The sequence below is a fragment of the Nostoc favosum CHAB5714 genome (assembly GCF_020829495.1).
Classification (GTDB): Bacteria; Cyanobacteriota; Cyanobacteriia; order Cyanobacteriales; family Nostocaceae; genus Nostoc; species Nostoc favosum.
Genome location: NZ_JAIVFQ010000013.1, coordinates 65,328 through 89,776, shown reverse-complemented (window position 1 = coordinate 89,776; position 24,449 = coordinate 65,328). Strand labels below are relative to the sequence as shown.

General features: G+C 42.4%; 29 protein-coding genes and 1 pseudogene. 11 read left to right on the top strand and 19 right to left on the bottom strand.

Annotated elements, in window-relative coordinates; all coding sequences use genetic code 11:
* Positions 1–47: 47 nt before the first annotated feature.
* Complete coding sequence (gene ggt / locus LC586_RS11960; RefSeq protein WP_229484752.1) at positions 48–1,811, bottom strand: gamma-glutamyltransferase; 1,764 nt, start codon at positions 1,809–1,811, stop codon at positions 48–50.
* Between the two features lie 165 nt (positions 1,812–1,976).
* Positions 1,977–2,141 carry a hypothetical protein gene (locus LC586_RS11955; RefSeq protein WP_229484751.1) on the bottom strand — a complete coding sequence of 55 codons (165 nt, stop codon included), beginning with the start codon at positions 2,139–2,141 and terminating at the stop codon, positions 1,977–1,979.
* Positions 2,142–2,485: 344 nt separating this feature from the next.
* Here LC586_RS11955 and LC586_RS42595 point away from each other — a divergent pair.
* The 4 genes and pseudogenes from LC586_RS42595 to LC586_RS11940 form a co-directional block, all read left to right on the top strand.
* Positions 2,486–2,683, top strand: a pseudogene (locus LC586_RS42595) (hypothetical protein); the annotation flags it as partial.
* 218 nt (positions 2,684–2,901) lie between these two features.
* Complete coding sequence (iscB, locus tag LC586_RS11950) at positions 2,902–4,185, top strand: RNA-guided endonuclease IscB (protein ID WP_229484750.1); 1,284 nt, start codon at positions 2,902–2,904, stop codon at positions 4,183–4,185.
* An 85-nt stretch (positions 4,186–4,270) separates the two neighbouring features.
* Positions 4,271–4,474, top strand: coding sequence for a type II toxin-antitoxin system HicB family antitoxin (locus LC586_RS11945; protein ID WP_229484749.1), 204 nt, complete (start codon positions 4,271–4,273; stop codon positions 4,472–4,474).
* Entirely contained in the window at positions 4,471–4,680 is a 210-nt protein-coding gene (locus LC586_RS11940; protein WP_229484748.1) for a type II toxin-antitoxin system HicA family toxin, read from the top strand. Before LC586_RS11945 ends, LC586_RS11940 begins: the two co-directional genes overlap by 4 nt.
* A gap of 7 nt (positions 4,681–4,687) precedes the next feature.
* Here the strand turns inward: LC586_RS11940 and LC586_RS11935 are convergent, their stop codons facing one another.
* Positions 4,688–5,158 (bottom strand): DUF29 domain-containing protein, encoded by a 471-nt coding sequence (locus tag LC586_RS11935; RefSeq protein ID WP_229484747.1) that lies wholly within the window; start codon positions 5,156–5,158, stop codon positions 4,688–4,690.
* Positions 5,159–5,358: 200 nt separating this feature from the next.
* Between LC586_RS11935 and LC586_RS11930 the strand changes: the two genes are divergently transcribed.
* From LC586_RS11930 to LC586_RS11920, 3 genes are read left to right on the top strand one after another with little or no spacing between them, the layout of a single operon-like run.
* On the top strand, positions 5,359–5,577 hold the full coding sequence (locus tag LC586_RS11930; protein ID WP_229484746.1) for a hypothetical protein: 219 nt from the start codon (positions 5,359–5,361) through the stop codon (positions 5,575–5,577).
* On the top strand, positions 5,574–5,843 hold the full coding sequence (locus LC586_RS11925; RefSeq protein ID WP_229484745.1) for a ParE family toxin-like protein: 270 nt from the start codon (positions 5,574–5,576) through the stop codon (positions 5,841–5,843). The genes LC586_RS11930 and LC586_RS11925 overlap by 4 nt, the downstream gene beginning before the upstream one ends.
* 60 nt (positions 5,844–5,903) lie before the next feature.
* A complete protein-coding gene (locus LC586_RS11920) occupies positions 5,904–6,284 on the top strand; it encodes a type II toxin-antitoxin system HicB family antitoxin (protein ID WP_229484744.1) in 381 nt (126 codons plus the stop codon).
* Positions 6,285–6,321: 37 nt separating this feature from the next.
* Here LC586_RS11920 and LC586_RS11915 read toward each other — a convergent pair whose 3' ends face one another.
* The 3 genes from LC586_RS11915 to LC586_RS11905 form a co-directional block, all read right to left on the bottom strand.
* Positions 6,322–6,753, bottom strand: coding sequence for an NUDIX hydrolase (locus LC586_RS11915; RefSeq protein ID WP_229484743.1), 432 nt, complete (start codon positions 6,751–6,753; stop codon positions 6,322–6,324).
* A gap of 8 nt (positions 6,754–6,761) precedes the next feature.
* On the bottom strand, positions 6,762–7,214 hold the full coding sequence (locus LC586_RS11910; RefSeq protein ID WP_229484742.1) for a DUF3531 family protein: 453 nt from the start codon (positions 7,212–7,214) through the stop codon (positions 6,762–6,764).
* A gap of 170 nt (positions 7,215–7,384) precedes the next feature.
* Positions 7,385–8,344, bottom strand: a complete 960-nt coding sequence (locus tag LC586_RS11905; protein ID WP_229484741.1) for a Sll0314/Alr1548 family TPR repeat-containing protein — start codon at positions 8,342–8,344, stop codon at positions 7,385–7,387.
* Between the two features lie 351 nt (positions 8,345–8,695).
* On the opposite strand from LC586_RS11905, the gene LC586_RS11900 reads away from it, so the two are divergent.
* Positions 8,696–9,370 (top strand): ABC transporter ATP-binding protein, encoded by a 675-nt coding sequence (locus LC586_RS11900; protein WP_229484740.1) that lies wholly within the window; start codon positions 8,696–8,698, stop codon positions 9,368–9,370.
* 117 nt (positions 9,371–9,487) lie between these two features.
* On the top strand, positions 9,488–10,231 hold the full coding sequence (gene rsmG / locus LC586_RS11895) for a 16S rRNA (guanine(527)-N(7))-methyltransferase RsmG (RefSeq protein WP_229484739.1): 744 nt from the start codon (positions 9,488–9,490) through the stop codon (positions 10,229–10,231).
* Between the two features lie 394 nt (positions 10,232–10,625).
* Here rsmG and LC586_RS11890 read toward each other — a convergent pair whose 3' ends face one another.
* The 7 genes from LC586_RS11890 to LC586_RS11860 form a co-directional block, all read right to left on the bottom strand.
* Positions 10,626–11,510 (bottom strand): PspC-like choline-binding domain-containing protein, encoded by an 885-nt coding sequence (locus tag LC586_RS11890; RefSeq protein WP_229484738.1) that lies wholly within the window; start codon positions 11,508–11,510, stop codon positions 10,626–10,628.
* A 653-nt stretch (positions 11,511–12,163) separates the two neighbouring features.
* Positions 12,164–12,931: a superoxide dismutase gene (locus tag LC586_RS11885; protein WP_229484737.1), complete on the bottom strand. Its 768-nt coding sequence runs from the start codon at positions 12,929–12,931 to the stop codon at positions 12,164–12,166.
* Positions 12,932–13,042: 111 nt separating this feature from the next.
* The gene (locus tag LC586_RS11880; protein WP_229484736.1) at positions 13,043–14,164 is read right to left on the bottom strand and encodes an ABC transporter ATP-binding protein; all 1,122 of its coding nucleotides are present in this window, start codon (positions 14,162–14,164) and stop codon (positions 13,043–13,045) included.
* Between the two features lie 51 nt (positions 14,165–14,215).
* Positions 14,216–14,482 carry a hypothetical protein gene (locus LC586_RS11875; RefSeq protein WP_229484735.1) on the bottom strand — a complete coding sequence of 89 codons (267 nt, stop codon included), beginning with the start codon at positions 14,480–14,482 and terminating at the stop codon, positions 14,216–14,218.
* A complete protein-coding gene (locus tag LC586_RS11870; RefSeq protein WP_229484734.1) occupies positions 14,469–14,741 on the bottom strand; it encodes a BrnT family toxin in 273 nt (90 codons plus the stop codon). The genes LC586_RS11875 and LC586_RS11870 overlap by 14 nt, the downstream gene beginning before the upstream one ends.
* A 7-nt stretch (positions 14,742–14,748) precedes the next feature.
* Positions 14,749–14,967 carry a type II toxin-antitoxin system HicB family antitoxin gene (locus LC586_RS11865; RefSeq protein WP_229484733.1) on the bottom strand — a complete coding sequence of 73 codons (219 nt, stop codon included), beginning with the start codon at positions 14,965–14,967 and terminating at the stop codon, positions 14,749–14,751.
* Between the two features lie 25 nt (positions 14,968–14,992).
* Complete coding sequence (locus LC586_RS11860) at positions 14,993–15,721, bottom strand: GUN4 domain-containing protein (protein ID WP_229484732.1); 729 nt, start codon at positions 15,719–15,721, stop codon at positions 14,993–14,995.
* Positions 15,722–15,994: 273 nt separating this feature from the next.
* Here LC586_RS11860 and LC586_RS11855 point away from each other — a divergent pair, with 273 nt between their 5' ends.
* On the top strand, positions 15,995–17,416 hold the full coding sequence (locus LC586_RS11855) for an NADP-dependent isocitrate dehydrogenase (protein ID WP_229484731.1): 1,422 nt from the start codon (positions 15,995–15,997) through the stop codon (positions 17,414–17,416).
* Positions 17,417–18,154: 738 nt separating this feature from the next.
* On the opposite strand, the gene LC586_RS11850 is transcribed toward LC586_RS11855, so the two are convergent.
* The 4 genes from LC586_RS11850 to LC586_RS11835 form a co-directional block, all read right to left on the bottom strand.
* Positions 18,155–18,502, bottom strand: a complete 348-nt coding sequence (locus LC586_RS11850; RefSeq protein WP_229484730.1) for a hypothetical protein — start codon at positions 18,500–18,502, stop codon at positions 18,155–18,157.
* 276 nt (positions 18,503–18,778) lie between these two features.
* The gene (gene mtnA, locus LC586_RS11845) at positions 18,779–19,858 is read right to left on the bottom strand and encodes an S-methyl-5-thioribose-1-phosphate isomerase (protein ID WP_229484729.1); all 1,080 of its coding nucleotides are present in this window, start codon (positions 19,856–19,858) and stop codon (positions 18,779–18,781) included.
* A gap of 465 nt (positions 19,859–20,323) precedes the next feature.
* Positions 20,324–22,231: a 1-deoxy-D-xylulose-5-phosphate synthase gene (gene dxs / locus LC586_RS11840; protein WP_229484728.1), complete on the bottom strand. Its 1,908-nt coding sequence runs from the start codon at positions 22,229–22,231 to the stop codon at positions 20,324–20,326.
* A 540-nt stretch (positions 22,232–22,771) separates the two neighbouring features.
* A complete protein-coding gene (locus LC586_RS11835; RefSeq protein ID WP_229484727.1) occupies positions 22,772–23,218 on the bottom strand; it encodes a hypothetical protein in 447 nt (148 codons plus the stop codon).
* Positions 23,219–23,430: 212 nt separating this feature from the next.
* On the opposite strand from LC586_RS11835, the gene LC586_RS11830 reads away from it, so the two are divergent.
* Positions 23,431–23,619 carry a hypothetical protein gene (locus LC586_RS11830; RefSeq protein WP_229484726.1) on the top strand — a complete coding sequence of 63 codons (189 nt, stop codon included), beginning with the start codon at positions 23,431–23,433 and terminating at the stop codon, positions 23,617–23,619.
* 85 nt (positions 23,620–23,704) lie between these two features.
* Here LC586_RS11830 and LC586_RS11825 read toward each other — a convergent pair whose 3' ends face one another.
* Entirely contained in the window at positions 23,705–23,854 is a 150-nt protein-coding gene (locus LC586_RS11825) for a hypothetical protein (RefSeq protein ID WP_229484725.1), read from the bottom strand.
* Between the two features lie 210 nt (positions 23,855–24,064).
* Positions 24,065–24,370: a small RNA NsiR4-regulated ssr1528 family protein gene (locus tag LC586_RS11820; protein WP_100898458.1), complete on the bottom strand. Its 306-nt coding sequence runs from the start codon at positions 24,368–24,370 to the stop codon at positions 24,065–24,067.
* Positions 24,371–24,449: the final 79 nt, after the last annotated feature.

Here is a 24,449-nt window from a genome sequence, read left to right as displayed (position 1 = left end):
GAATTTTTGATATTGAAAAAGAGAAAATACTTGCTCAACACTAGCTGTTACTCACCCAAAGGCGCTCCTTCACGACGTGGGTCAGCACCACTAACTAGCCCCTGATTAGTCAGTACAATTCCGGTGGAACCACTGGTTAATTGTATAACGCTGATTGTATGACCCCTAGCTTCTAAAGCAGATTTGAGGTTGGCAACATCTGTATTTTCTTCTAGTTCAGTTGGCCCATTACGACTACCAAAATTTGGCAAAGATAGCGCTTGCTGAATGTCCAATCCCCAGTCCAGATGGGCTACTATTGCCTTAGCGACATAATTAATGATTTGCGGCCCACCAGCTGAACCAATTACCATTACTAGCTTGCCATTGCGATCAAAGACCATCATGGGAGCCATTGAGCTTCTAGGACGTTTCTTGGCTTCTATGCGATTAGCAACGGGCTTTCCTTCTGATGTCGGCGAAAAAGAGAAATCTGTCAGTTGGTTGTTAAGTAAGAAGCCTCGTACCATTAATCTTGAGCCAAAGGCATCTTCAATGCTAGTAGTCATTGAAATAGCGTTACCTGCCGCATCGACAATTGAAACATGACTAGTAGATGGGAAATCCCTAGATTGATCTTTACCCAAGGGATTTACTTGCTGTAACAATGGATTGCCTGCTTGGGCTTGACCGATTGAACGTTCAGGATTGATTATTGCTGCCCGTAACTTCAGGTAGTTAGGGTTAATTAATTCTTTGACTGGTACTGAAACAAAATCTGTGTCAGCTATATATAAATTTCTGTCAGCATAGGCTAAACGTCCAGCTTCAGAAAATAAATGGACTGCTTCTAAAGAAGCTGGCTTTAAAGCTGCCAGATTAAATTTTTGAAGAATACCTAGAATTTGCAGTACGGTTAAACCACCAGAACTTGGAGGCCCCATGCCGCAAACTTTGTAAATTCGATAAGTGCCACAAACTGGCTCTCGCAGTTTAGCTTGATATTGCACTAGATCAGTGGTGGTTAAGTCACCTGGTACAGCTGCTTGGCTCACCGTAGCTACTATGTCTTTAGCAATATTTCCTTGATAAAAGGCATCAGCGCCTCCTTTGGCAATCTGACGCAATACCTCTGCCAAAGACTGATTGACCAATCTTGTACCAACTGGCTTGGGTGTACCATCGGGTTGATAGAAATAGCTCTTAGCTGGCTCGTTGCGAGATAGATATTGATCCTTACTTAGCAGAGTGTACAAACGTGGTGAAAGTGGAAAACCTTGTTCAGACAGTTGGATAGCTCCTTGAAACAGTTGAGACCAAGGTAACTTGCCATATTTTTTGTGTGCCAACTCTAGCATTCGTAACACCCCAGGCACACCTACAGATTTACCTCCGACAACAGCATCATAAAACTGTAATGGTTTGCCATTGGCATCGAGAAAGCGATCTGGTTTCGCCGCAGCCGGTGCAGTTTCTCGACCATCATAAGTGACCAACTTCTTCGTTTTGGCATCGTAGTAAACAAGGAAAGCACCACCACCAATACCTGAAGATTGCGGCTCTACCAACGTCAGTACCATTTGGACTGCAATAGCAGCATCGATCGCACTACCTCCACGACGTAGAACATCACGTCCGGCTGCTGATGCTAGTGGATTTGCAGCTACTACCACATACTTATTTGTGCGAACAGCTTCACGCTCAACTCGACCACTTGCAGCCTCCGGTGGAGGAGGGTTTTGGGCTTTGCCTATGATAGCTGGCAAGAGGGCAGCACTGAGTGTGAGAGGGAGCAAACAAGTCTTTAACGCAAGCTTAGATGCTGTAGTCAACGCAACTCTCCGAATTTAAATATTTCATTTATCGTTAATGCTGGAATTGCAAGAAAATCTCATCGAAACTCTAGTAATATCGAGAATCTTGCTTGTTGATTTCTTGTTTACTTCACAGATTAACTTACAAGACATCAACTTACAGTATATTAAGAGGCTAGTCAACTATTTATCACTTTTCAAAATTTTGATTGTGTATGTATTGAAAACAAAGCGATACCTTCTCTGCGAGACGCTACGCGTAGCTTGCTTCCCCGTAGGGGTACGGTGGGCTACGCCAACGCCACCCGCACCACCTGTAAAGATATCGTTGCCAGTAAGCTGTTCCACATCTAATTTTGCATAAAATCTAAATTAGACAAACTCGTGTATCTACTGCTAAGTAAGTCGGCTTTAAAAAATTAACCTATGTGACAAAATATAAAATCAGTAAACAGATTAAAAATTGGTCATTCCACAGTTTTTACAAAACTAAATATACATGGGTTTTATCATGCCGACTTACTTATGCCAGCCATTAGATACCTAACTCAATCGCAGAAATGAAAGTTTACAAAAAGCTCTTTCAGAGAGTAGGTAAGGACGATACAGTTTATCTGTCAGTGTTCAGCATCAATTTCCTGCTCTGATTCATCTACTAACTTGCTTGGTTCACCAGGGTAGAAGTCATAGTCCACAATCTCAAGACGCGCTTTGTGTATTATCCTGGAAAAGTTACGGTGCGCGGGTTGGGAGTTTTTAATGCAGCTCAACAATTACAGAATTTGATTGATGCTTTTAGGAGAATGCAGGGTGCGATTCCAGAGGCAGCTATGCTTGTTAGCATATTCTCACAAACTAGCTCAACAAGTTTGTCAGTAACTCAGGGCTAAAGCCACTGAGCTTGTAAGAGAAATCAAAACAAGCTGTACTGACCAGTCTAAGTCTTAACTGACTACGTTTTTTGAGTCACGACACCCTGGAATGCGTAGCTAGTTCCTCGCCCTGTCACTTGCAATTAAACAGTTTTAAAGTCACTGAAACAGTGTTGCAAGTCTAAAAAGCTCTTAAAACATTGACGAAGCTAACATTACCCGAAAGGAGGGACTTTATGTCCAAAATATTTGTTTTAGATACCGAAAACAGACCATTAGACCCAATCCATCCTTCACTTGCTAGACAATTATTACAAAACAAAAAAGCGGCAATATTTAGACATTTGCCATTCACAATTATCCTCAAAGAATCGCGCTCTGAGTCTCCTATCTCACTTTTGAGAATAAAGATTGACCCAGGAGCAAAATACACAGGAATTACATTAGTTAACGATTCAACTGGAGATGTTGTATTTGCGGCTGAATTAAAACATAGAGGCTTTGCCATTAGAGAAGCTTTAACGAATAGGAGGCAGTTAAGACGTAGTAGACGGGCAAGAATTACTCGTTACAGACAACCAAGATTTTTGAATAGAACCCGTCCAGATGGATGGTTAGCCCCAAGCTTGCAAAGTCGTATTGATAATATAAAAACTTGGGTTGAGAAGTTGCGTAAATTTGCACCAATTGGAGCTATTAGTCAAGAGCTTGTACGCTTTGATATGCAACTAATGGCTAATCCTGATATTCAAGGCAAAGAATATCAACAAGGGACTTTAGCAGGTTACGAAACACGAGAATATCTATTAGAAAAGTGGGGTAGACAATGTGCATACTGTGGAGTAAAGGATGTTCCCTTTCAAATTGAGCATATTCATCCAAGAGCAAAAGGAGGTTCAAATTCAATTACAAACCTTACTTTAAGTTGTGAAAAATGTAACATCAAGAAAGGAACTAAAGATATTAAGGAATTTCTCACAAAAGATACAACAAGGTTAGAGAAAATCTTGAAGCAAGCAAAACGACCATTGGCAGATGCAGCCTCTGTAAACACAACTCGATTTGCATTGTTAAATACTTTAAAAGTTACAGGATTAACAGTAGAAACAGGTTCAGGAGGATTAACGAAGTTTAATCGCAGTCAACAAAAACTAGAAAAAACACACTGGATTGATGCGGCTTGCGTTGGTCAATCAACACCAATTCTCAACATCAAAGGCATTAAACCACTGTTAATTACTGCTAATGGTCACGGCACTAGACAATCGTGCAGAACAGATAAATATGGTTTCCCAAGTCGCCACTGTTCTAGAACTAAGTTTCATTTTGGTTATCAAACTGGAGACATTGTTAAAGCAGTCGTTAAAACTGGTAAAAAAGTTGGCAAATATCTTGGAAGAATAGCAACTCGTGCTACTGGAAGTTTTAACATATCAACTAAGAATGGATTAGTTCAAGGAATTAGCTTTAAAAACTGTACCCATATCCATAAAAAAGATGGTTACAGTTACTCAAATTAAAAAGATTCACCGCGACTAAAGTCGCTTGAGTCGCTTCCCTCTCAGGGCTAAAGCCACGCTCGTTTCCCGCATACCACGTATTTTTATGAAAATCAGAGCAATCATTCATCCAGCAGAAGAAGGCGGCTATTGGGCAGAGGTTCCCGCGCTTCCTGGTTGTATTACCGAAGGAGACACTATAGAAGAGATGATGGCTAATTTAAAGGACGCTATTGAAGGTTGGCTTGAAGTTGCTAACAGTCGTAATGCAATTGAGTCAACAGATCAAGTTGTCGAAATTGCTATATGAAATCGATTTCTGGCAAGCAACTTTGTAAGATTTTGGAGCAAAAAGGTTGGGTTTTGCAAAGAATTACTGGCAGTCATCATATTTATGAAAACCCTGAAGTACAAAAAATCCTATCAATTCCTGTTCACCGCAATCAAGATTTGAAAATTGGAACCTTGAAAGCTTTGATGAAAATAGCCCAGCTATCTGAAGAAGATTTACTTTAATTTCAAATTACTGCTCTGATTCATCTAGTAACTTGCTTGGTTCACCGGGGTAGAAATCATAGTCCACAATCTCTGACAAACTGTAAGGGCACTCTACCGGAAAAGTCCGCTTGGGCAAATCTGTTTCTCCAACAGCCAATTCGACACCTTTAAGGTAGGCTTTGCGAAGTGCTTCTTCAAGGTAGGGCTTTAAGCTAGGATTGTCTTCGAGCAGTTCAGCAATATCTAAGCGTTGAATCCGAAGTGTTGCTAACCAGCTACGGCTACGACGCCCTGACTGGTACTGCCATTTTAGTAAATGTCTAATCAACACACTCAGACGGTTTCGCAGTTCTTGACGTTGCTGTTTACCCAAACATTGAATCTCCTCAATCAGATTTTGCAGATCAATCTGACTCCACTGCTCATTGCGAAGTAAAGTTACTTGTTCCTGTGTCCAAGCGTAAAAATCAGTCTCGTAGAGGCTTGGTGAAAGCATTGGTATCTTTGGGTTTGTTTCAGGTACACCTATTAGGTTAGTTCAACCTCAACGTCTTTGCTTTTATTGTAGAACTGTCTCAAACTCTACTAGTTCTGCTATTGAGAGCGATCGCGCTTTGCTCCCACCCCAAGCGATCGCACCCAACAGAGTGCAAGCAGAGATAATTTATAGTATGACTTTCGTAACGATTAACAGCTATGACTGAGCTACTTGAACAAGCGATCGCTAAACTAAAAAATTTACCTGCCAATGAACAAGATGCGATCGCGGCGATAATTTTGGAAGAACTAGAAGATGAACGCCGTTGGGATGAAGCTTTTGCCCGTTCTCCAGATATGCTTGCCAAACTTGCAACCGAGGCAATGGCTGAATACCGTACAGGAAAAACTCAAGAGTTAGATCCAGATACATTGTGAAGTCACGTATAACCGCTCAGTTTCGTCAAGGGTTTGCTGATCTACCTGAGCAAGTTCAAGAGCAAACCTGTGAAGCATACCGCCTTTTCAAACAAGATCCGAGCCATCCAAGCTTGCGCTTCAAAAAAGTACATCCAGAACTACCAATTTATTCAGCACGGATTAGCAAAAATTATCGAGCGGTTGGACAGTTAGATGGAGATACCGTTATTTGGTTTTGGCTTGGTTCACACGCAGAGTATAACAAGTTACTCTCTCAGTTGTAGCGACACAGTGCGATCGCGTACAGCAAATAGTTGAACTATTAAATTTAGAAGAGTGGATTGATGAAGACACTGAACCAGAAGAACCAGCAGATTGAAAAGCCGTCCTTAGAATATTATTTAAATCTTCAGTACCCTGTAACACTTTACCCTGACCCAGAGGGGGGATATGTAGCCCAAATTAAAGATTTACCTGGATGTCTTACCCAAGGCGAAACTCTTGAAGAGACAATGGCAAATCTCAATGAGGTGCGGGAATTGTGGATTGAGACAGCTTATGAAGCCGACGATAATATTCCCTTACCAAGTAGTAATAATAGCTATAGCGGTAAACTACTACTACGGATGCCAAAATCTTTACATCAACGTTTAGCTGAGACTTCTGAACGGGAAGGCGTTAGTCTCAACCAGTATATTGTGTCTTTGCTGAGTGCGGTAACATAATTAAGAGCAAAGCAATCTTAGTAAATTGCCAGAGATTTTATAAATATTCAAAAAATACTTCAGGTACTAATCTTAATGCCCCAGATTTCAAGCGAGAAATATCTATCCATAAGGCTCTATGTTTATGAGTTTGTGATTCTGAAAAAACTAAACTTTCCAGTTGATAAAATTTAGAATCAACAAAGTCACATTGATAAAGCTGAATAATTTCATGACCTTGCCTACCACTAAATGTAAACAGGTTTTCTATACAACCTAGATATTTAATATTCGTTAAATCTGCCTGAATTTCCTCTTGAAACTCGCGTTCTAAGGCGGCGCGGCTGGTTTCGCCAAATTCAACACCACCGCCTAAAGCACGATAAAATGTTTCTTGCTTAACGGGGTCGTAGCCTTCAGAAAGAAATATGCGTTCGCCATCCCGAATTAGCCCCAAGGCTATTACCCGAATTTCGCCTGCTTTATTCATTTTGGTAACTAATTATCGTAAATAGACTGAGGACGACTTTCGCTACCCTCAATAGGCCAATCTGGGTTTTCGCCACCGATGTACAATTCTTCAATGGTGACATATTCCTGACTTAGCTGGCTGAGGGCGTTGATTAAAATATCCAATGCGATCGCATCACTGGTTCCTAAGTCAAACCAACAACGCCCCCACTGACCCTCATATTCAAACTCACCAATGTTGTGCATCAGTGCTAGCAAGCTTTTGTCATACCCTTGCTCATCATAATTCATGTAGCTGATATCAAGTCCAGTGTCCTGCACCTGAAGATTCTCTGCATTAAATGCACCCAATTTACCCAGATAAAACCAGGAATTGAAAACTTCTTCTACATACTGCTTTTCACGCGCAGAAGGATTTGTGCTGAATTTCAGCCAAATCCATATATCAAAAGGATTAATTTCGCGGAACTGAATCTCCATTTTGGTCTAGTATCTCAATTACTGTTCTGCAAATAAGCATATCAAAGTAGGGAGTGGGGAGTTAGGAGTTAGGAGTTAGGAGTTAGGAGTTAGGAGTTAGGAGCGATGCCCACAGCAAGCCGTTGGGTTAGGAGTTAGGAGTTATTATTTCGCGCCTGCCCTATGCCCAATTATCTAGGATTGTTCAGGGTAACAGCACTGCTGCGTTCACTCTCAATTTGTTTGACTAAATCGCCTGGGAGTTGGGATTTTTTAGTTAATGCTTTGTCAAAATTAGCGATCGCTTCCTTGATCATCTGCTGGCTTTTTTCTTTTTGCCCCAGTTCTTTCAGGATTTGGGCTTTTAGATAATACATTTCTGGGTTATCGGATGTGGTTTTGATCGCCCTGTTGACATACTCTAGTGCTTGTGGATACCGTTTTAAATCGCGGTAAGCAAGAGCAATACCCCGATCCACGAGATACCCAGGAGCAGCATTTTTTTCTAAGCGTCCAATAGCCTGATCTGGGCTAGCAAAAGGCAAATTAACCGCCAACAATAAATCCATATAACCCTTGATTAAATTCAGTTCTGGGTCGTTGGCAGAAATTGCTTCGGCTTTGTCTAAATATTCATAAACTTGCCGCAACCGACTAAAAGCTTGTGGTACACCGTTGACTGTACCCTCACGGCTGAGAACTACTGCACCCTCTAAAAAATGACCAACAGCAGTGTATAAATTACCACGCAATGGATCACTAGAAATCAGTTTTCGTCCGGCTTCTAGAGTTTTCTGACTGTAGGTGTCTAATTTAGCCCAATCTTTATTTCCGTATGCTAAAGATGCCTTCATAGCATAAGCTAGAGGTTCATTTGGCTCTTTGGATAGTGCTTGTTCCAGATAACGCTCTGCTGCTGGATAGTTGCCCTGTTGGAAAATCGCTTTAAAAGCGGCTTCTGTTTGGTCGCCAATTTGATGAGGTTCACGATTGCGAAACGGATCGCCAGCCAAGGAGGGATTTACCCACAAATTAAGTGCGATTGCCCAAGGGGCAACGCCAAAGGCGAACGCAGCGCCAAAAGCAGTCTGAGCAAGGTTAGTGAGTCTAGCAGACACTACTAATCGAGGCGAAGAAAACCTTTTAGTCATTTTAACCCTCAGAATATTTGCGGTTGAAATAGTTGTATGTGTTACTTAGAATGCAAAAATGGTTAATTTTTACACTGAGCGACTTGCCTTGAGCGCAGTCGAAAGGAGTCGAAGTGTTAACTTGCCTCTGCTTCAACCAAAATTTTCTTATATAAAGGTTGACTTTGGTAATTTTTCCATGTTCCCAGGCTGGCTGGTTACAGCCAAAGTTTTAATGGTGAGTCTGCCACAATGGAGAAAAAGTGGATGATTCTTGCTGCTAGATTAAGATGTTAATCCTTTCTTTGAATTTTCCAGATGCTCTCAGTGTAGCTAATCAGTAATTTGCTGACTTTTTGGTAATCTTAACAAATGCTCTATCTCCGAAATCTAAATTATCACCCCACAGCGTGCCCAACAGCGATTCTCAAATCGATCAACTTGGAATTAGCACCCCAGCAGCTAGGTCTGATTATTGGCGCGAGTGGTTCGGGTAAAAGTACCTTACTAGAAATTTTGTCGGGACTAGCCGAACCCACTAGCGGCGCACTCTTCTGGCGGAAACAAGAACTTATAGCCGAACAGCTGCAACAATTAGCTGGGTTGGTATTTCAGTTTCCAGAACGGCACTTTTGCGGTGGTTCAATTTTAGAAGAATTGCGTTTAGGACATCCTGAGTTAGGGTCAGAACGAGTTAAACAGGCCCTTACTGAGGTGGGATTAGAGCATTTATCGCTCTTTGCCGCCCCCCATGCTTTGAGTGGTGGTCAGCAACGACGTTTAGCTTTGGCTGTGCAATTGATTCGCCAACCAAATTTACTGTTATTGGATGAACCCACAGCTGGGTTAGATTGGTCAATGCGTCGGCAACTGGTAAATTTATTAGCGAAACTGAAACAAGATTGGACGCTGTTGGTAGTGACACACGATGCTGGGGATCTGTTAGCGATCGCAGACCGTTGCTGGACACTCAACCACGGTGAATTAGAATCAGTAGACCCAAAAACACTAGAATCCAAAGTCAAAGAACCTCTACCATCGGTGTAAGAAAAGAGCAAGGGGACAAGGAGACAAGGGGAGCAGGGGAGGCAGGGGAGGCAGGGGAACAAGAAGTATTGATTTTTGACCAATGATCAATGACCAATGACTAATGACTAATGACTAATGACAAACCTATTGCCTGAAATGGCAGAAATCTGGCAGCAAACTCTCAATTGGCAACCAACTGTCCAACAGCAAGCGCAATTCCAAAGGCTTTATGAGTTAATCCTAGAAGGTAATCGCCAACTCAATTTAACTCGGATCACTGATCCCCAAGAGTTTTGGGAAAAACATCTCTGGGATTCTCTGCGAGGAATTGCACCTCTTTTCTCAGCAAATTTCTCCCCTGCTTCCCCTGCTTCCCCTGCTCTCATCGATATTGGTACAGGTGCGGGTTTTCCAGGTATTCCAGTGACAATTACTGTACCTAATTGCACAATTACTCTTCTGGATTCCACTCGGAAAAAAATTACTTTTATCGACAATATATTAACTGAACTTGCCCTTACCAATGCCAAAACTCTTATTGGTAGGGTTGAAGAAATCGGCCATCACCCGCAGCATCGACTAGCTTACGATATTGCGTTGATTCGTGCTGTAGGGGCAGCCTCTGTTTGTGCAGAATATACCTTACCACTGCTCAAACAGGGAGGTTTAGCCATAATTTATCGCGGTAATTGGACAGAGGATGAAACAACTGCTTTGCAGAATGCTGTGAAGCAGTTAGGTGGCGTGATTGAATCAATCGAACAATTTACAACACCCCTGAGTCACAGCATCCGGCACTGTGTCTATTTGCGTAAGGTAGCCACTACACCAATTCAGTTTCCCCGTGCTATTGGTGTACCTACCCAAAAACCGCTTTGAGGGGTGTTTCGAGGAAATTACAGCTACTTTCAGGTAAATAGACCACGCGATAAGGGCTAAGCTTTGCTCATAGGTGTCAACTTAACGTAAAACCCTTGCAATGACGTTATATCAAGTCCACTCAATTACTAATTAAGCCACTAATTAAGCCGTCGGAACCCCACCCCGCTTTTGTCTAACGACAAAATCTCCCCTCCCCGTTCACGGGGAGGGGATTAAGGGGAGCCAGTGCGGTCTTGGGGTTCACCTGCGTGGAGCCGGATAGCGTGTGGGGTAAAATGACTGTGGAATGAAGCTCTCTGACTTAAGTTGACACCAATGAGCAATGCTGTGCCCTTACGAAAGATGTGGTTCAAATATATGATTTCTGCTGTAACTAGACAAAATATTAGCCCTAATTCCTCAGAATATACCAAGTGCCATTACTCGGTCGCCATACTGCGAAGTCACTTTTAATAGAGAAATTATAAATGGCAGGGACAGGAATATCACCATTTACGCCCAGTTTTCTAGTAACTACTTGACCTGTAGAACTGTTAATTACATACCAAGTACCATTACTTGGTCGCCATACTGCAAAATCAGCTCTAGTATCCTCATCATATTTACCAGGGGCAGGAACATCACCATTTACGCCCAATTTTCTAATAACTACTTGACGCGTATAACTATTAATTACATACCAAGTACCATTACTGGGTCGCCATAGTGCAAAATCAGTTCTACTATCATAATCATAATCGGCGAGAACGGGAATATCGCCATTTACACCCCATTTTCTAGTAACTGTTAGACCTGTAGAACTGTTAATTACATACCAAGTACCATTACTTGGTCGCCATACTGCAAAATCAGTTTTCCCATCATTATCATAACTGCCCGGAACAGGAATATCGCCATTTACGCCCAATTTTCTAGTAACTGTTAGACCTGTAGAACTGTTAATTACATACCAAGTACCATTACTTGGTCGCCATACTGCAAAATCAGTTATCCTATCACCATCATAATCGCCGAGAACGGGAATATCGCCATCTACACCCCATTCTCTAGTAACTGCTTGACCTGTAGAACTGTTAATTACATACCAAGTACCATTACTTGGTCGCCATACTGCAAAATCAGCTCTACCATCCTTATCATAATTGCCGGGAACGGGAATATCACCAGCTACACCCAATTTTATAGTAGTAACTTGAGCTTGTACTTTAAAATTTAAAATTCCAAGAAATAATGGAACAGTTAAAGCAAGCATGAATAATTTGGAACCAATCTTCATGAGAATATCCTCCTTATAATCAAAATGACTCAAGAGTGTTTTTATTGAAATTGGACATTTGAATAAATGATTTTAAGCTTTATGCGTTGTCATGATAAAATCTTAAATTTTAATCTTATATAGCTTTTACTTGTCATAAGTCAATACAGTTCAGTTAAGCATTTATTTCTTCTCTCAGTGCCCTCAGCGTCTCTGTGGTTCCTAAAAAAAATTGACTTTGACAAAGAGTTTTAGCCTTAACCCAAGCGTATTGTGTCATAAGTAATTTAGCACGATAGGTGTAACGCCACTTCCTACAATGGGAGGAGTTCTGAGCAGAGACTTCCTCTTAGACAACTCTATGCAACGCAGTGGTTTTGCTTACTATAGGAATCATATTTTATTTTTTAAATTATCTACGTGGTGCGCGAAGCGCAGCGCAAGCGCGATAGGCAAAGAGTAGGCTTGCCGTGAGCGTAGCCGAACGGGAATATGGAATCAGGCTTTTCGAGTTGAGGGCGAGCTTTTTCAGAAATCAAATCATAGTCCTATACAAGTAAATCATTTTGAAAAAATGAATGACGATTAGCTTATCACATCTGAAAAACTGGCAGCAGAATATTGTTTCTGTTGCCAGTTTTTAAGCGCCTATAACTCTAAAATATTGTCTGGTTTCAGGCAAATTTAGTTGCTGCTGCAAACCGCTTGTTAATCTCATCCCAATTAACCACGTTCCACCAAGCATCTAAATAATCGGCGCGGCGATTCTGGTAATTGAGATAATATGCATGTTCCCATACGTCATTACCCAAGATAGGATATTTACCTGCACTTAAGGGACTATCTTGGTTAGCTGTAGTTGTCACTTCCAACTTGCCACCTTTGTTACGCACTAGCCAAACCCAACCACTACCAAAACGACCAGCACCAGCTTCGTTAAACTGTTTTTTGAAAGCTGCAAAAGAGGCAAAATTTTGATTAATCGCGGAGGCTATATTTCCTGTTGGTTCTCCCCCACCCTTCGGCTTCATAATTTGCCAGAACATTGAGTGGTTCACATGACCACCGCCATTATTGCGTACTGTATTGCGAATATCTTGTGGTACATTGTCAAGTTTCTGCAACAGTTCTTCAACGCTTTTACCTTTGAGTTCTGGATGTTTAGCTAACGCTGCATTCAGGTTTTTTACATAAGTTGCATGGTGCTTATCGTGGTGAAATTGCATCGTTTTGGCATCGATGTGTGGTTCCAGTGCTTCGTAGGCGTAAGGTAAAGGCGGCAGTTGAATAGCCCCTGTTGTATTTGCTGTTGTATTTGCTGTTGTATTTGGTGTTGCAGCGTTTCCGTCAGGAGATTTCTCTGCTAATGCACAAGCATCTAATGCAAAAGCACCCGCACCTGCTGTGAGTAAAAACAAGAAATGGCGTCGATTAATAGTCATATAAGTTTTTGCAGGGAATCCATTAAGTCTCTATTGCAGTTTTTATTTTCTTAGATTCTGGCTACAAAAAATTGGGAATTTGCAATTATTTCTGGCAGTTGAAGAAACTCTTTATAAAATTCTGTCCCCTGTTTTGGGATCAAATACAAACAATTGATTTAAATCAAGTTGTAGAGAAAGGCGATCGCCTGGACGCGGACGCACATCCCCGCCCACCTGAATATTCAACACCACCGGCGAACCAGGTAAACCAGCACGAATCAAAGTTTCCCTTCCCAAAGGTTCCACCACCTTAACTTCCACAATCAGCTGACTCTCATTTACTTCTTGGCGGGTTGGCGGTAGCCTGCGGCAAGCCGAAGCGTCTACGTTAATAAAAATATGCTCTGGACGAATCCCCAATTCATAACTATGTCCTTGACGCAACTGCAATTTTTCTTTCACAACTGCTGGAATTGCTAATAACTGTCCACTTACATCAAAACCGTTATTTTCATAGATTGCAGGCAAAATATTCATTGGCGGACTGCCTAAAAAAGTTGCCACCATCTGATTAGCAGGACTTGCATAAATAGTTTGGGGATCGCCAATTTGTTGAATCCGTCCGTGATTTAGCACGACAATTTTATCAGCCAAAGTCATCGCTTCAACTTGATCGTGGGTGACGTAAATTGTTGTAATGCCTAATTCTTGATGTAGCTGTTTCAATTCTGCCCTTGTATCATCGCGCAATTGGGCATCTAAATTAGATAAAGGTTCATCAAGTAAAAACACTTGGGGTTCACGAGCGATCGCTCTCCCTAATGCTACTCGTTGTTGCTGTCCCCCGGAAAGTTGTTTCGGCTTGCGATCCAGCAAATGATCCAGAGAAAGCGATCGCGCCACATTCATCACCCGTTCTTGAATGATTTTCGAGTCAACCTTTCGCATTTGCAAGCCAAAGCCGATGTTTTGCGCCACACTCATGTGAGGATAGAGAGCGTAGTTTTGGAACACCATCGCCACATCCCGTTGTCTGGCTGGGATATTATTCACCAAGCGATCGCCAATATAGAGTTTGCCAGATGTAGCGGTTTCTAAACCAGCGATCGTTCGCAAAATTGTAGACTTACCACAACCCGACGGCCCGACTAAAACCCAAAACTCGCCATCAGGAATTTCAAAGGTAATATCTTCAATAGCGGTGACGTTATTGAATCTACGTTTAATATCTTCTAGACGAACGTTTGCCATTATCTGATTTGATATTTTCAGTTTGGGATCTGCGGCACTTCCAACTAAGCACTAGGAGGTTTGATCCGCCCCCTCCGAGGAACTGTGAGGCTGCTTTGCAAGTGCAGAAACTTGGTCGTTCTGCACAACTCTAATCAGAAATCTTAGAGCCTCATTGACGGCATCAGCATTGGGAAAAACCTCTGCAACATCCGCTTCTAAACGAATTGTTGTCTTCCCAAAGCTTTTTCGTTCAGGGCCGAACTTTCTGACCCTTAAACTCTTTAAGTCATACTCTGATCGCAGATCGTCTTCCATTTCTGGCTTACCCTTCTTCATAGGCTTCTCGCTCGGATCGTGTTACTTCTCTTGCACTAATGAGACGAATCGAATTTCCTCTCTCTGTATACGACATGATTAGTAAGCGTCCCCGATTTGACTCTCCAATAATAAGGTAACGCTCCTCATCATCAGAGTGGTCTGGATCATAGAAGTCAACATAGAGCGGATCATCGAAAACAGTTTTGGCTTCTTCAAAGGAAACCTGATGTTTTAAAAGATTTATTGCCGCTTTGTTTTCGTCCCACTCAAACTTCATGAAATTATTAAATCACTACCTTTTGAATACTTATAAATTCTGGTATTTCTTCATCACTTGTTGTTTCTAAACAAAGTTCAATTACTTCTTTCATGTTAGCCATCAACTCATCAATTGTTTCTCCTTGACTGTAACAGGCTTGTAGCTGAGGTACTTCTCCGACATAGTAGCCATCTTCATCCCGTTCAATAATGACGTAGAACTCTCGGTTGGTGGGATTGATCATAATCTATTTGTACGTAGGCTCAAAATCATTTTTCTGGATTCTTCGACCAAGCAGGGTGAGAGAGTAAAGAAGCAAAGACTCGTACCCCCCGGAGTTGATTAGAGAGGGGTAAGTGACCTCTAGGCGCACTCAAATCCCAGGTAAACTCGTTAGGGTATCGCGTCCAGTTATTACCTGCTTTCCAGCCAATTTTCGGCCAGAAATTCTCCCAGTTTTTACCCAAACTTAACCAGATTTCTCGCTGCACTGAAAAGCCAAATTTACCTTCGGAGTGGACTAACCAAAGGTTGTTAATGGTTTGCAAGTCAACAGCCGAGGTATTTTCTACCTCAGTAAAGTACAACCATTTTCGTTGTACAGCCGTTGGCCCTGATAGTTCACACATTTTTTCTATGGTGACGCGATCGGCTGCTTGGAAGTCTTGAACAGCTAGTAGCTGTTGCAAAGAATTGTAGTTAATCCCGCACTCTGATTTTAGAGGTACAATTCCTTCAGGAAAAGAGGAGCGCAGAAATTCTTTGGCTTGAGGTGCATCAGAGTTGTAGAGGACTTGGTAAGCTTTGCCATCAACCCAAGTAGCTGGGTTCTCACGTCGTTTCAGTAAAAATTCCATCAACACGTCTAATCCCTCATTACCCAACTCAGCTAATTGTGGGATTATCTGCTGTTGGACTTTTTCAGACCCAGCGATTAACGGTCGTCGGAGGGAGTCGATGTCATTAGCAGGGCCTGATAAAATCATTGGGTCTGTCATGCCATTCTCGTTTTAGCGATCAGTGAAAGAGCGGTAAGCTATTGGGCTTCTCTAAGGTGAAGCATTGATAGCGAAAAGTAGTTTACTATTTTTGATCGTACAAAATTGCGATCGCTTCACTGAATCCCACACTTAATCCCCAAATAAGGTACAAGGGGAGTAGGGGGAAAATCTGCGCCTTATGGCTTGGTGAACAAAAAACACAGCAAAATATACAAGCCTGCCACATAAGGTTTTTTGAATAGCAGCGTATCGATTAGGAGTGTGTGAAGTATGTACGAAAAGATTACCCCCCCCGCAGCCGGAGCAAAAATCACCTTCAAAAATGGTGAACCAATCGTACCGGACAATCCAATTATCCCCTTTATTCGTGGCGATGGTACAGGTATAGACATCTGGCCTGCTACCCAAAAGGTGCTAGATGCTGCGGTAGCCAAAGCATACAAGGGTCAGCGTCAAATTAGTTGGTTCAAGGTTTACGCTGGGGACGAAGCTTGTGATTTATACGGTACTTATCAGTATTTACCTCAAGACACTCTAACGGCAATTGAAGAATATGGTGTAGCTATTAAAGGGCCTTTGACTACTCCCGTTGGGGGGGGAATTCGTTCTTTAAATGTGGCACTACGACAAATTTTTGACTTGTATGCCTGCGTGCGTCCTTGCCGTTACTATGCAGGTACGCCCTCCCCTCACAAAAATCCCGAAAAGCTGGATGTAATTGTTTATCGGGAGAATACGGAAGATATTTATTTAGGCATTGAGTGGCGACAAGGTAGCGAAATTGGCGATCGCTTAATTAAAATTCTCAATGAAGAACTGATCCCCGCCACCCCAGAACATGGGAAAAAACGAATTCCTCTTGATTCTGGTATTGGCATCAAACCCATCAGCAAAACTGGTTCCCAACGCCTAGTCAGACGTGCCATCAAACACGCCTTGCTATTGCCCAAACACAAGCAACAAGTGACTTTGGTGCATAAGGGCAACATCATGAAGTACACCGAAGGGGCTTTCCGCGATTGGGGTTATGAACTAGCAACTAGTGAATTTCGCGCCTGTACTGTCACGGAACGGGAATCTTGGATTTTGAGTAATAAGGAAAAAAATCCGAATATTTCTTTGGAAGAAAACGCCCGCCAGATTGATCCTGGGTTTGATAGTCTCACTCCAGACAAGAAAGCGCAAATTGTCAAGGAAGTTGAAACTGTTATTAACACAATTTGGGCAACCCACGGTGATGGCAAATGGAAAGAGAAAGTTTTGGTGAATGACCGGATTGCTGACAGTATTTTTCAACAAATCCAAACTAGACCGGATGAGTATTCGATTTTGGCGACGATGAATTTGAACGGCGATTACTTGTCTGATGCGGCTGCTGCGATTGTTGGGGGATTGGGAATGGGGCCAGGGGCAAATATTGGTGATTCTAGTGCCATATTTGAAGCTACCCACGGCACTGCACCCAAACACGCCGGATTAGATCGGATTAATCCTGGTTCAGTGATTTTGTCTGGTGTGATGATGCTGGAATTTATGGGTTGGCAAGAAGCCGCAGACTTAGTTAAGAAAGGTTTAAGTGATGCGATCGCGAGTAGTCAAGTCACCTACGATTTAGCGCGGTTGCTGGAACCGCCAGTTGAACCTTTAAAATGTTCTGAATTTGCTGAGGCAATTATTCAGCATTTTGGTTAAGTCTATTAGGGTTAATTAGTCAATTGATACTCCCCACCGCATGGGCGGATGGGGATTCTTAAGTAATCCAGAAACAGATTCTCAAAGGCGCTAATTCTGAAAGGATGTCTGATATCATGTCCGCCAAATCACCCATAATAAAAGAACCCCACCCCCAACCCCTCCCCGCAAGCTCTTAGGGGAGCTAAAGCGCAGCTTTTGCGGGGTGGGGTTCCGGTTATTATGGTTAATTACCCGGACATCATATGAAAAGTTTTTTTGTATACACCTAGCCCTTGGAGATCCCCCTAAATCCACGCCAGTTGCTCATGGGGGAAACCCCCAAGACCGCACTGGCTCCCCGATAAATTGGGGGACTTTAAGACTCTTATCCCCCCTTTTTTAAGCTACCGTGTATACACAAGTCGTCCTCTACCCACATTTTTGTCAGAGTGAAACTGTCACGCTCACCGATATCCCGCCCAGAATTGAAGTTCAGGGCTGATAGCTAAAGTCCACTCAAGTGGACTGAATTGATCATTTAGTCCACGCTTAGTGGACTTCAGCTATGAGACTCGGAATTCATTCCGAGGCGGAATAGAAACGCAGTGCGAGATTTATTAATAAAGATATGGCTGCGGTAAGACTTGTGTGTACACCGTAACTTTTTTAAGGGGGGTTAGGGGGGATCGACAAATATTTAATACTTCTCAGACATCCTCTGATAAATCAACCATTTTAAAAAAGCGAAATGGCATTTTATTTGCAAAAAACACCAAAATCAGAAAGCAAACTGGGGTTTGAGTAAGTCAAAGCTGATTTTACTTGCGGAAAATACCAAAATGAGAAAGTCAAAGCTTCTTTTGAGTAAGTCAAAGCTTCTTTTACTTGCGGAAAACACCAAAATGAGAAAGTAAACTGGGGTTTGAGAAAGCAAAAGCTTCTTTTACTTGCGGAAAACACCAAAATGAGAAAACAAACTGGGGTTTGAGAAAGTAAAAGCTTATTTTGAGAAAGTAATTGCGGATTTTGCTTATTGAATTTAGTCCAAATATGAAGTTTAGATAAAATTATTGAAAAAATTGCTGATAAATTTTGATCCGTCAAATTTTAAAGTAGTCAAAAAACAAAGTCCCCGGCTTTTCTAAAAAGTCGGAGATTTTTTTGGGGCAATCCCCTATCAAGTTTCCGTTATATCATGTCCGCTTGATTACTTATGAAACCCGAAGAACCCCACCCCGCCAAAGCTATGCTTTGTCTCCCCTCCCCGCAAGCTCTTAGGGGTTGGGGGTGGGGTGTAATGACTGTGGTTAGCGTAACTATTTATGCGGACATGATATTATTCGGATTTAGAGTTATCGAGAACTCGGCGCAAGTTCTCCATTAATTCGGATTTAACCCAATCGGTAATTGCTTTAACTGTGATTTCGCTAATTTATCAGGCGCGATCGCTCCATTCTCTGTAATGATGGCTGTAATCAACTCAGCTGGAGTAACATCAAAAGCTGGGTTGTAAAAATCTACACCCGCAGGTGTGAGAATAGTATCGCCAACTTGATAGATTTCTGTTGGTTCGCGTTCTTCAATGGGAATTTTGCTGCCATCGGCTAATTCAAAATCAACTGTGGAAAGGGGCGCAGCGACAAAGAAGGGGATATTATGTGCTTTAGCTGCGATCGCAACACTATATGTACCAATTTTGTTAGCAGTGTCGCCATTAGCAGCAATTCGATCAGCACCCACAACTACAGCATGAATCAAACCCTGTTTCATGCAATGGGCTGCCATATTATCAGTAATTAATGTAACTGGAATACCTTCTTGCACACATTCCCAAGTGGTGAGTTTTGCGCCTTGCAAACGGGGACGGGTTTCGTCGGCAAATAAACGTTCTAAACGTCCTTCCCTCCAAGCAGAACGCACAACACCTAAAGCAGTGCCATAACCAGCAGTAGCTAATGCTCCAGCGTTACAGTGAGTAAGCAGCCTCAGCTTTTCTGGGGTATTGGGCAAGACTGCTAAACCATTGTCGCCGATCGCCTGACAGGTTTGCAAATCTTCAGCGTTGATTGCTTGGGCTGTTTGGAAAAGGGTTTGCTTAATCTCTTCTACCGTTCCCAGCGTTTCGTAGGCGGCTTTCATCATCCGGCTAATTGCCCAAAATAAATTCACCGCCGTTGGACGAGTAGAACGCAACAGCTGGGCTACTTTATCTAAGTGTTGCAAAAATTCGTGGCGATCGCTTGTTTCAATTTCTCTTGCGCCAAGATACATTCCATACCCCGCAGCCACACCAATTGCAGGCGCACCTCGCACAATCATGGTTTTAATCGCCCGCGCCATATCTTCACTGCGGTGAATTTCTACGAATGTATATTCATTGGGTAAGCGAGTTTGGTCAATTAGTGACACTGAGTCATTGTGCCAAATAACGGGATAAACTTGGTTTGTGGAAGGTGTCATAAAAAAAGATAATTAGTGGATAGGCAATATTTTTTACTTTAATACACCTTGATGAAAGCGAAAATCTTTGTTATAGCTGAAATAATCTAGTTATATCATGTCCGCATAATTAGTTATGATTCCCACAGTCATTGCACCCCACCCCCAACCCCTCCCCGCTTGCGGGGAGGGGAGACAAAGCATAGCTTTGGCGGGGTGGGGTTCTTCGGGTTTAATAAGTAATCAAGCGAACATGATATAATATCATGTCCGCATAATTAGTTATGATTCTTACAGTTATTGCACCCCGCCCCTTACTCCCCTCCCCGCAAGCGGGGAGGGGAGACAAAGCGTAGCTTTGGCGGGGTGGGGTTCTTCGGATTTAATAAGTAATCAAGCGAACATGATATTATTAATACTTGTTGAAAAATACACCCCATCATTAGGTTAATGGGGTGTATTTTCAATTAAATATCCTTGAATTAACTAAACCACAGCCGATACTTGCTGTTTAAAGAAAGCTTGCAACACTCTCTCTGCTATTTGATGACTAGTTAAACCTAATTCTGTCTTAGATTCATTGGGTTCAGCATGGTCTACTAACACATCTGGAACACCGAATCGCTTGACAGGAACGAGAATATCTGCATCTAGTAAAGCTTCAGCGATCGCACTACCAAAGCCACCCATGACACAGCCTTCTTCTAAGGTGATAACGCGGCCGATTTTCTTAGCTAAAGGTAAAATCAACTCGGTATCCAAAGGCTTAACAAAACGCGCATTGATTACAGTTGCTTCAATGCCGTGTTCGCTGAGAATTTCCGCAGCTTGCATTCCTGGATAAACCATTGTGCCATAGCCGACGATTAACACGTCATCGCCTGTACGCAGAATTTCTCCTTTGCCGATTTCCAAGGGTTCCCAACCTTCTTCCATCAGGGGGACACCGTAGCCATTGCCGCGAGGATAGCGCATAGCGATCGGGCCACTGGTATGGTTAACGCCAGTTACTACCATGCTTTGCAGTTCTGCTTCGTCTTTGGGTGCCATTATTGCCATGTTGGGAATGCAACGCAGATAAGCGATGTCATACATACCTTGGTGGGTGGGGCCATCAGATCCGACAATTCCTGCCCTATCCAAACAGAAGAATACTGGTAGGTTTTGGATGCAGACATCGTGAATTATCTGGTCATAAGCGCGTTGCAGGAAAGTAGAATAAATGGCGGCTACGGGGCGCATCCCTTGAGTTGCAAGTCCTGCTGCTAGGGTGATTGCGTGTTGTTCAGCAATACCGACATCAATATATTGATTGGGCAGTTTGGCTTGAAGTTTATCTAAGCCTGTCCCCGTTGCCATCGCCGCAGTAATCCCAACGATTTTCGGGTTTTGTTCGGCAAGTTTCACCAGAGTGTGAGAAAAGACTTTGGCATAAGCCGGAGGTTTGGGTTTACTGGAAGGAATAGCTTTGCCAGTTGCGACGTTGAAGGGGCTTTGGGCGTGGTAGCCAACTTGATCTAGTTCGGCAATTTCATAACCTTTGCCTTTGACTGTTGATACATGTACCAAAACTGGGCCTGGTATTTGATGTGCCTGTTGGAAGGTGGCAATCAATTCTTCGAGATTATGCCCATCGACTGGCCCAATATAGGTAAAGCCGAGTTCTTCAAAAACTGCACCTACCTTGGGAACAGCCAAGCGTTTCATACCTTCTTTGATGCGTCCTAGTTCGGGAGACAGGGATTCACCCACGAAGGGAATTTGCTTAAATTGTTCTTCAAGATTATCTTTAATAAATTGCACCGGCTGGCTGAGGCGCATTTTGTTCAGATAGCGGGGAATCGCGCCGACGTTACGAGATATAGACATGTCGTTGTCGTTGAGAACAACCAGCAGGTTAGTTTTCGGCAAGTGTCCGGCATGGTTGATGGCTTCTAAAGCCATACCCCCAGTCAGCGCCCCATCCCCAATCACAGCAACGGCTTTAAATTTTTCTCCTTTTAAGTCTCGCGCTAAAGCCATGCCCAATGCTGCTGAAATACTTGTAGAAGCATGTCCAGCCCCAAAGTGATCAAACTTGTTTTCACAGAGTTTGAGATAACCTGCAACTCCGTCTTTTTGTCTGAGGGTGTGGAAGCGATCGTAGCGTCCTGTAAGCAGTTTGTGGGGATAAGCCTGGTGTCCAACATCCCAAATCACTTTATCCCGATCTAAGTCCAGTGTCTGGTAAAGTCCTAGTGTTAATTCTACAACACCCAACCCTGGCCCCAAGTGTCCACCATTAACTGCTACGGTTTGGAGATGCTTATCTCGAATCTGACGGGCAATCTGTTGTAGTTGGCGAACAGATAAACCGTGCAACTGATTAGGATGGGTGATTTCGCTCAGATGCATATTATAGGGTTTTCCTCTCTAACTTCAGGTTTTCGGTATTTTGATTTTCCCACGGTCGGGTTGTTCACATAATCAGACTCTTATTATTGTTACTAAGTTGTAGCGGAAAGTATAACTTCGTAATTGATAATGGTGAAAAATTTGTTACCCCTTAACAATTAGTCCAAACTAGGTTGAAATCAGCTAAAGTCGCAGCACATTTGTCAATAAGTGATGCTACTTAAAGATAGTTTTTAGTTCGTATAAAAAACAAGTGTTACAGCAGCAGTTTGCGGAAGTTCCTTAACTAGATCACTCGCTTTAGCTAAACTCAGTATTTCTTTAGTAAAATAATCTTTCTAAATTAATTAGAAAATTTTGTGTTACTTCTGAGATAACTAGCGAATAACATGCCGATTAGAATCACAGCACAAAGTTTATAAATTAATCTGTGCAATAAATTTAGACTTTCTTAGATTATTTGTAAACAGCAAGATTCCCAACTTCTTACAAAAGTCGGGAATCTAAGCCTTTCGATTTGAACGAAATCAAATAGGATTACTATTTACCAAAAGCATCCTTGATGCTATCAACAGTGCGCTCAACAGCATTCTTTGTGTTGTCTACTGCTTCTTTAGTCCGAGCGGCATCTTCGTCTGCTCTTTTTTGAATTGTAGCCGCATCTCTCTTTGCTTTGCGCTCAACAAAACTGCCATTGTCTGTTGCTTGATCAACTTTACTGGCGTTGCTCTTGGCAGCTTCCTTAACTTTATCTTTCGTATCTTCGATGAAATTTTTGGCTCGTCCAGCATCTTTACTGGTTTTTTCTTGAACTTTATCCCCTGCGTCTGTTGATGCGATCAAGGTTGCAGTAGGAGCAGCCATTGCTGAAGTGTTCGATAAAAATGCACCTTGCCAAACGAAAGCGATCGCTAACATACAAAACACTGCTGTAGCCATCCAGCGTTTTACCGTAGAAAGCTGTTTTGTAACATAATTCAATTTCATAGAATACAATCTCATGTGACTTAGTATACTATTTTTACTTCATTTAGCTTATTTGCCATATCGTTCCCTAGATAGAAGTTTTTGCGTCATTAGTTAGTAAATGAATTCACTATTTTGATAGATTGAATTTTGAGTAAAGGTTTTTTGCTGGTAATTAAGGAGCGAATTAAACAATTCACAAATTTTGGGCATGACCGTAGACACGTAGGGGCTTGTCGTTAGACATCGCGCTTAGAGGAAAGTTAGCGATCGCTGTTCAGTTAATTAACTTGCGATCGCAACGAAACAATCGCATTGTCAGCCGGAACAATCGCATTGTTAGTCGAAACAATCGCATTGTCAGCCGAAACAATCGCATTGTTAGTCGAAACAATGCCATTGCAGGAGGTTGCATTAGATAACGTGGGGATGCAATTACTAAATCGCAAAATGCTTTACTGTTGGATTATCGTGTGAACTTTCTCCACAGACAACATTAACAAAGCATCACGCTGACATCAATTGCTGGAGGCGCTGTGGTTCCTCTCCCAGCCAATCTGGATTTTGGGCAGTGCTATCGAAAATTGATGAGGTTTTGAAAGGCTCAAACTCGCCGCGTGATGCCGCTTCTGCGGTTTTTGCTAAGAGCGATCGCACATATAGCCATCTGCCAATTCAAACACAAGAGAAAGTTGACAATATCTTGCTGAAGATACACTTTTCAAGCCGATCAGGAAATTACTGAAGAAGCCAAAATACCGATGGCAATTTGGGATGTGTGAGATAAAGAATTGAGGGCACAGCAATGCTGTGCCCCTACAACATATTTGGTTCAAATAAATGAAAACTGTTGTAAAACATTAACAATTATTTACCACTATAAAAGAAGGCAATTTCTTTTTCTTTTAGGGGTGCGAAACCAGCATCAACAAGTAATTGGTCGAGTTCTGCTTGGGGAATGTGTTTTGCGCCAATTCGCACAATGCGCGATCGCATAGTATTAGATACGCCACTGCGCTGTCTATTGCCTTCTAGCGCCATAACTTTACCATAAAGCTCTAGCTTGGCAGGTGGAATGGGAGAACCATCAAAATCAATTCCTTGTGCGATCGCTTCATCAATAGCATCAGCACCTGTGGTAGTTTGATTTCCTGGGTTAGTTTCGGTAGGCATGGTGATTTACTCTTCTTCGTTATGGGTAGATTTTACCAGCCTTGTTGACACCAAACCTGCCTACTGGCTTTTTTGCAAT

What these genes read in the sequence shown, in the direction of transcription:
- LC586_RS11930 (WP_229484746.1), top strand. Translation starts at nt 5,359, where the DNA reads ATGACTGAGCTACTTGAACAAGCGATCGCTAAACTAAAAAATTTACCT.
- LC586_RS11885 (WP_229484737.1), bottom strand. Translation starts at nt 12,931, where the DNA reads ATGACTATTAATCGACGCCATTTCTTGTTTTTACTCACAGCAGGTGCG.
- LC586_RS11935 (WP_229484747.1), bottom strand. Translation starts at nt 5,158, where the DNA reads ATGCTTTCACCAAGCCTCTACGAGACTGATTTTTACGCTTGGACACAG.
- LC586_RS11855 (WP_229484731.1), top strand. Translation starts at nt 15,995, where the DNA reads ATGTACGAAAAGATTACCCCCCCCGCAGCCGGAGCAAAAATCACCTTC.
- rsmG (WP_229484739.1), top strand. Translation starts at nt 9,488, where the DNA reads ATGACAAACCTATTGCCTGAAATGGCAGAAATCTGGCAGCAAACTCTC.
- LC586_RS11860 (WP_229484732.1), bottom strand. Translation starts at nt 15,721, where the DNA reads ATGACAGACCCAATGATTTTATCAGGCCCTGCTAATGACATCGACTCC.
- LC586_RS11890 (WP_229484738.1), bottom strand. Translation starts at nt 11,510, where the DNA reads ATGAAGATTGGTTCCAAATTATTCATGCTTGCTTTAACTGTTCCATTA.
- LC586_RS11870 (WP_229484734.1), bottom strand. Translation starts at nt 14,741, where the DNA reads ATGAAGTTTGAGTGGGACGAAAACAAAGCGGCAATAAATCTTTTAAAA.
- LC586_RS11920 (WP_229484744.1), top strand. Translation starts at nt 5,904, where the DNA reads ATGAAGACACTGAACCAGAAGAACCAGCAGATTGAAAAGCCGTCCTTA.
- LC586_RS11875 (WP_229484735.1), bottom strand. Translation starts at nt 14,482, where the DNA reads ATGAAGAAGGGTAAGCCAGAAATGGAAGACGATCTGCGATCAGAGTAT.
- LC586_RS11905 (WP_229484741.1), bottom strand. Translation starts at nt 8,344, where the DNA reads ATGACTAAAAGGTTTTCTTCGCCTCGATTAGTAGTGTCTGCTAGACTC.
- mtnA (WP_229484729.1), bottom strand. Translation starts at nt 19,858, where the DNA reads ATGACACCTTCCACAAACCAAGTTTATCCCGTTATTTGGCACAATGAC.
- LC586_RS11835 (WP_229484727.1), bottom strand. Translation starts at nt 23,218, where the DNA reads ATGAAATTGAATTATGTTACAAAACAGCTTTCTACGGTAAAACGCTGG.
- LC586_RS11910 (WP_229484742.1), bottom strand. Translation starts at nt 7,214, where the DNA reads ATGGAGATTCAGTTCCGCGAAATTAATCCTTTTGATATATGGATTTGG.
- LC586_RS11900 (WP_229484740.1), top strand. Translation starts at nt 8,696, where the DNA reads ATGCTCTATCTCCGAAATCTAAATTATCACCCCACAGCGTGCCCAACA.
- LC586_RS11820 (WP_100898458.1), bottom strand. Translation starts at nt 24,370, where the DNA reads ATGCCTACCGAAACTAACCCAGGAAATCAAACTACCACAGGTGCTGAT.
- LC586_RS11940 (WP_229484748.1), top strand. Translation starts at nt 4,471, where the DNA reads ATGAAATCGATTTCTGGCAAGCAACTTTGTAAGATTTTGGAGCAAAAA.
- iscB (WP_229484750.1), top strand. Translation starts at nt 2,902, where the DNA reads ATGTCCAAAATATTTGTTTTAGATACCGAAAACAGACCATTAGACCCA.
- LC586_RS11880 (WP_229484736.1), bottom strand. Translation starts at nt 14,164, where the DNA reads ATGGCAAACGTTCGTCTAGAAGATATTAAACGTAGATTCAATAACGTC.
- dxs (WP_229484728.1), bottom strand. Translation starts at nt 22,231, where the DNA reads ATGCATCTGAGCGAAATCACCCATCCTAATCAGTTGCACGGTTTATCT.
- LC586_RS11915 (WP_229484743.1), bottom strand. Translation starts at nt 6,753, where the DNA reads ATGAATAAAGCAGGCGAAATTCGGGTAATAGCCTTGGGGCTAATTCGG.
- LC586_RS11865 (WP_229484733.1), bottom strand. Translation starts at nt 14,967, where the DNA reads ATGATCAATCCCACCAACCGAGAGTTCTACGTCATTATTGAACGGGAT.
- LC586_RS11945 (WP_229484749.1), top strand. Translation starts at nt 4,271, where the DNA reads ATGAAAATCAGAGCAATCATTCATCCAGCAGAAGAAGGCGGCTATTGG.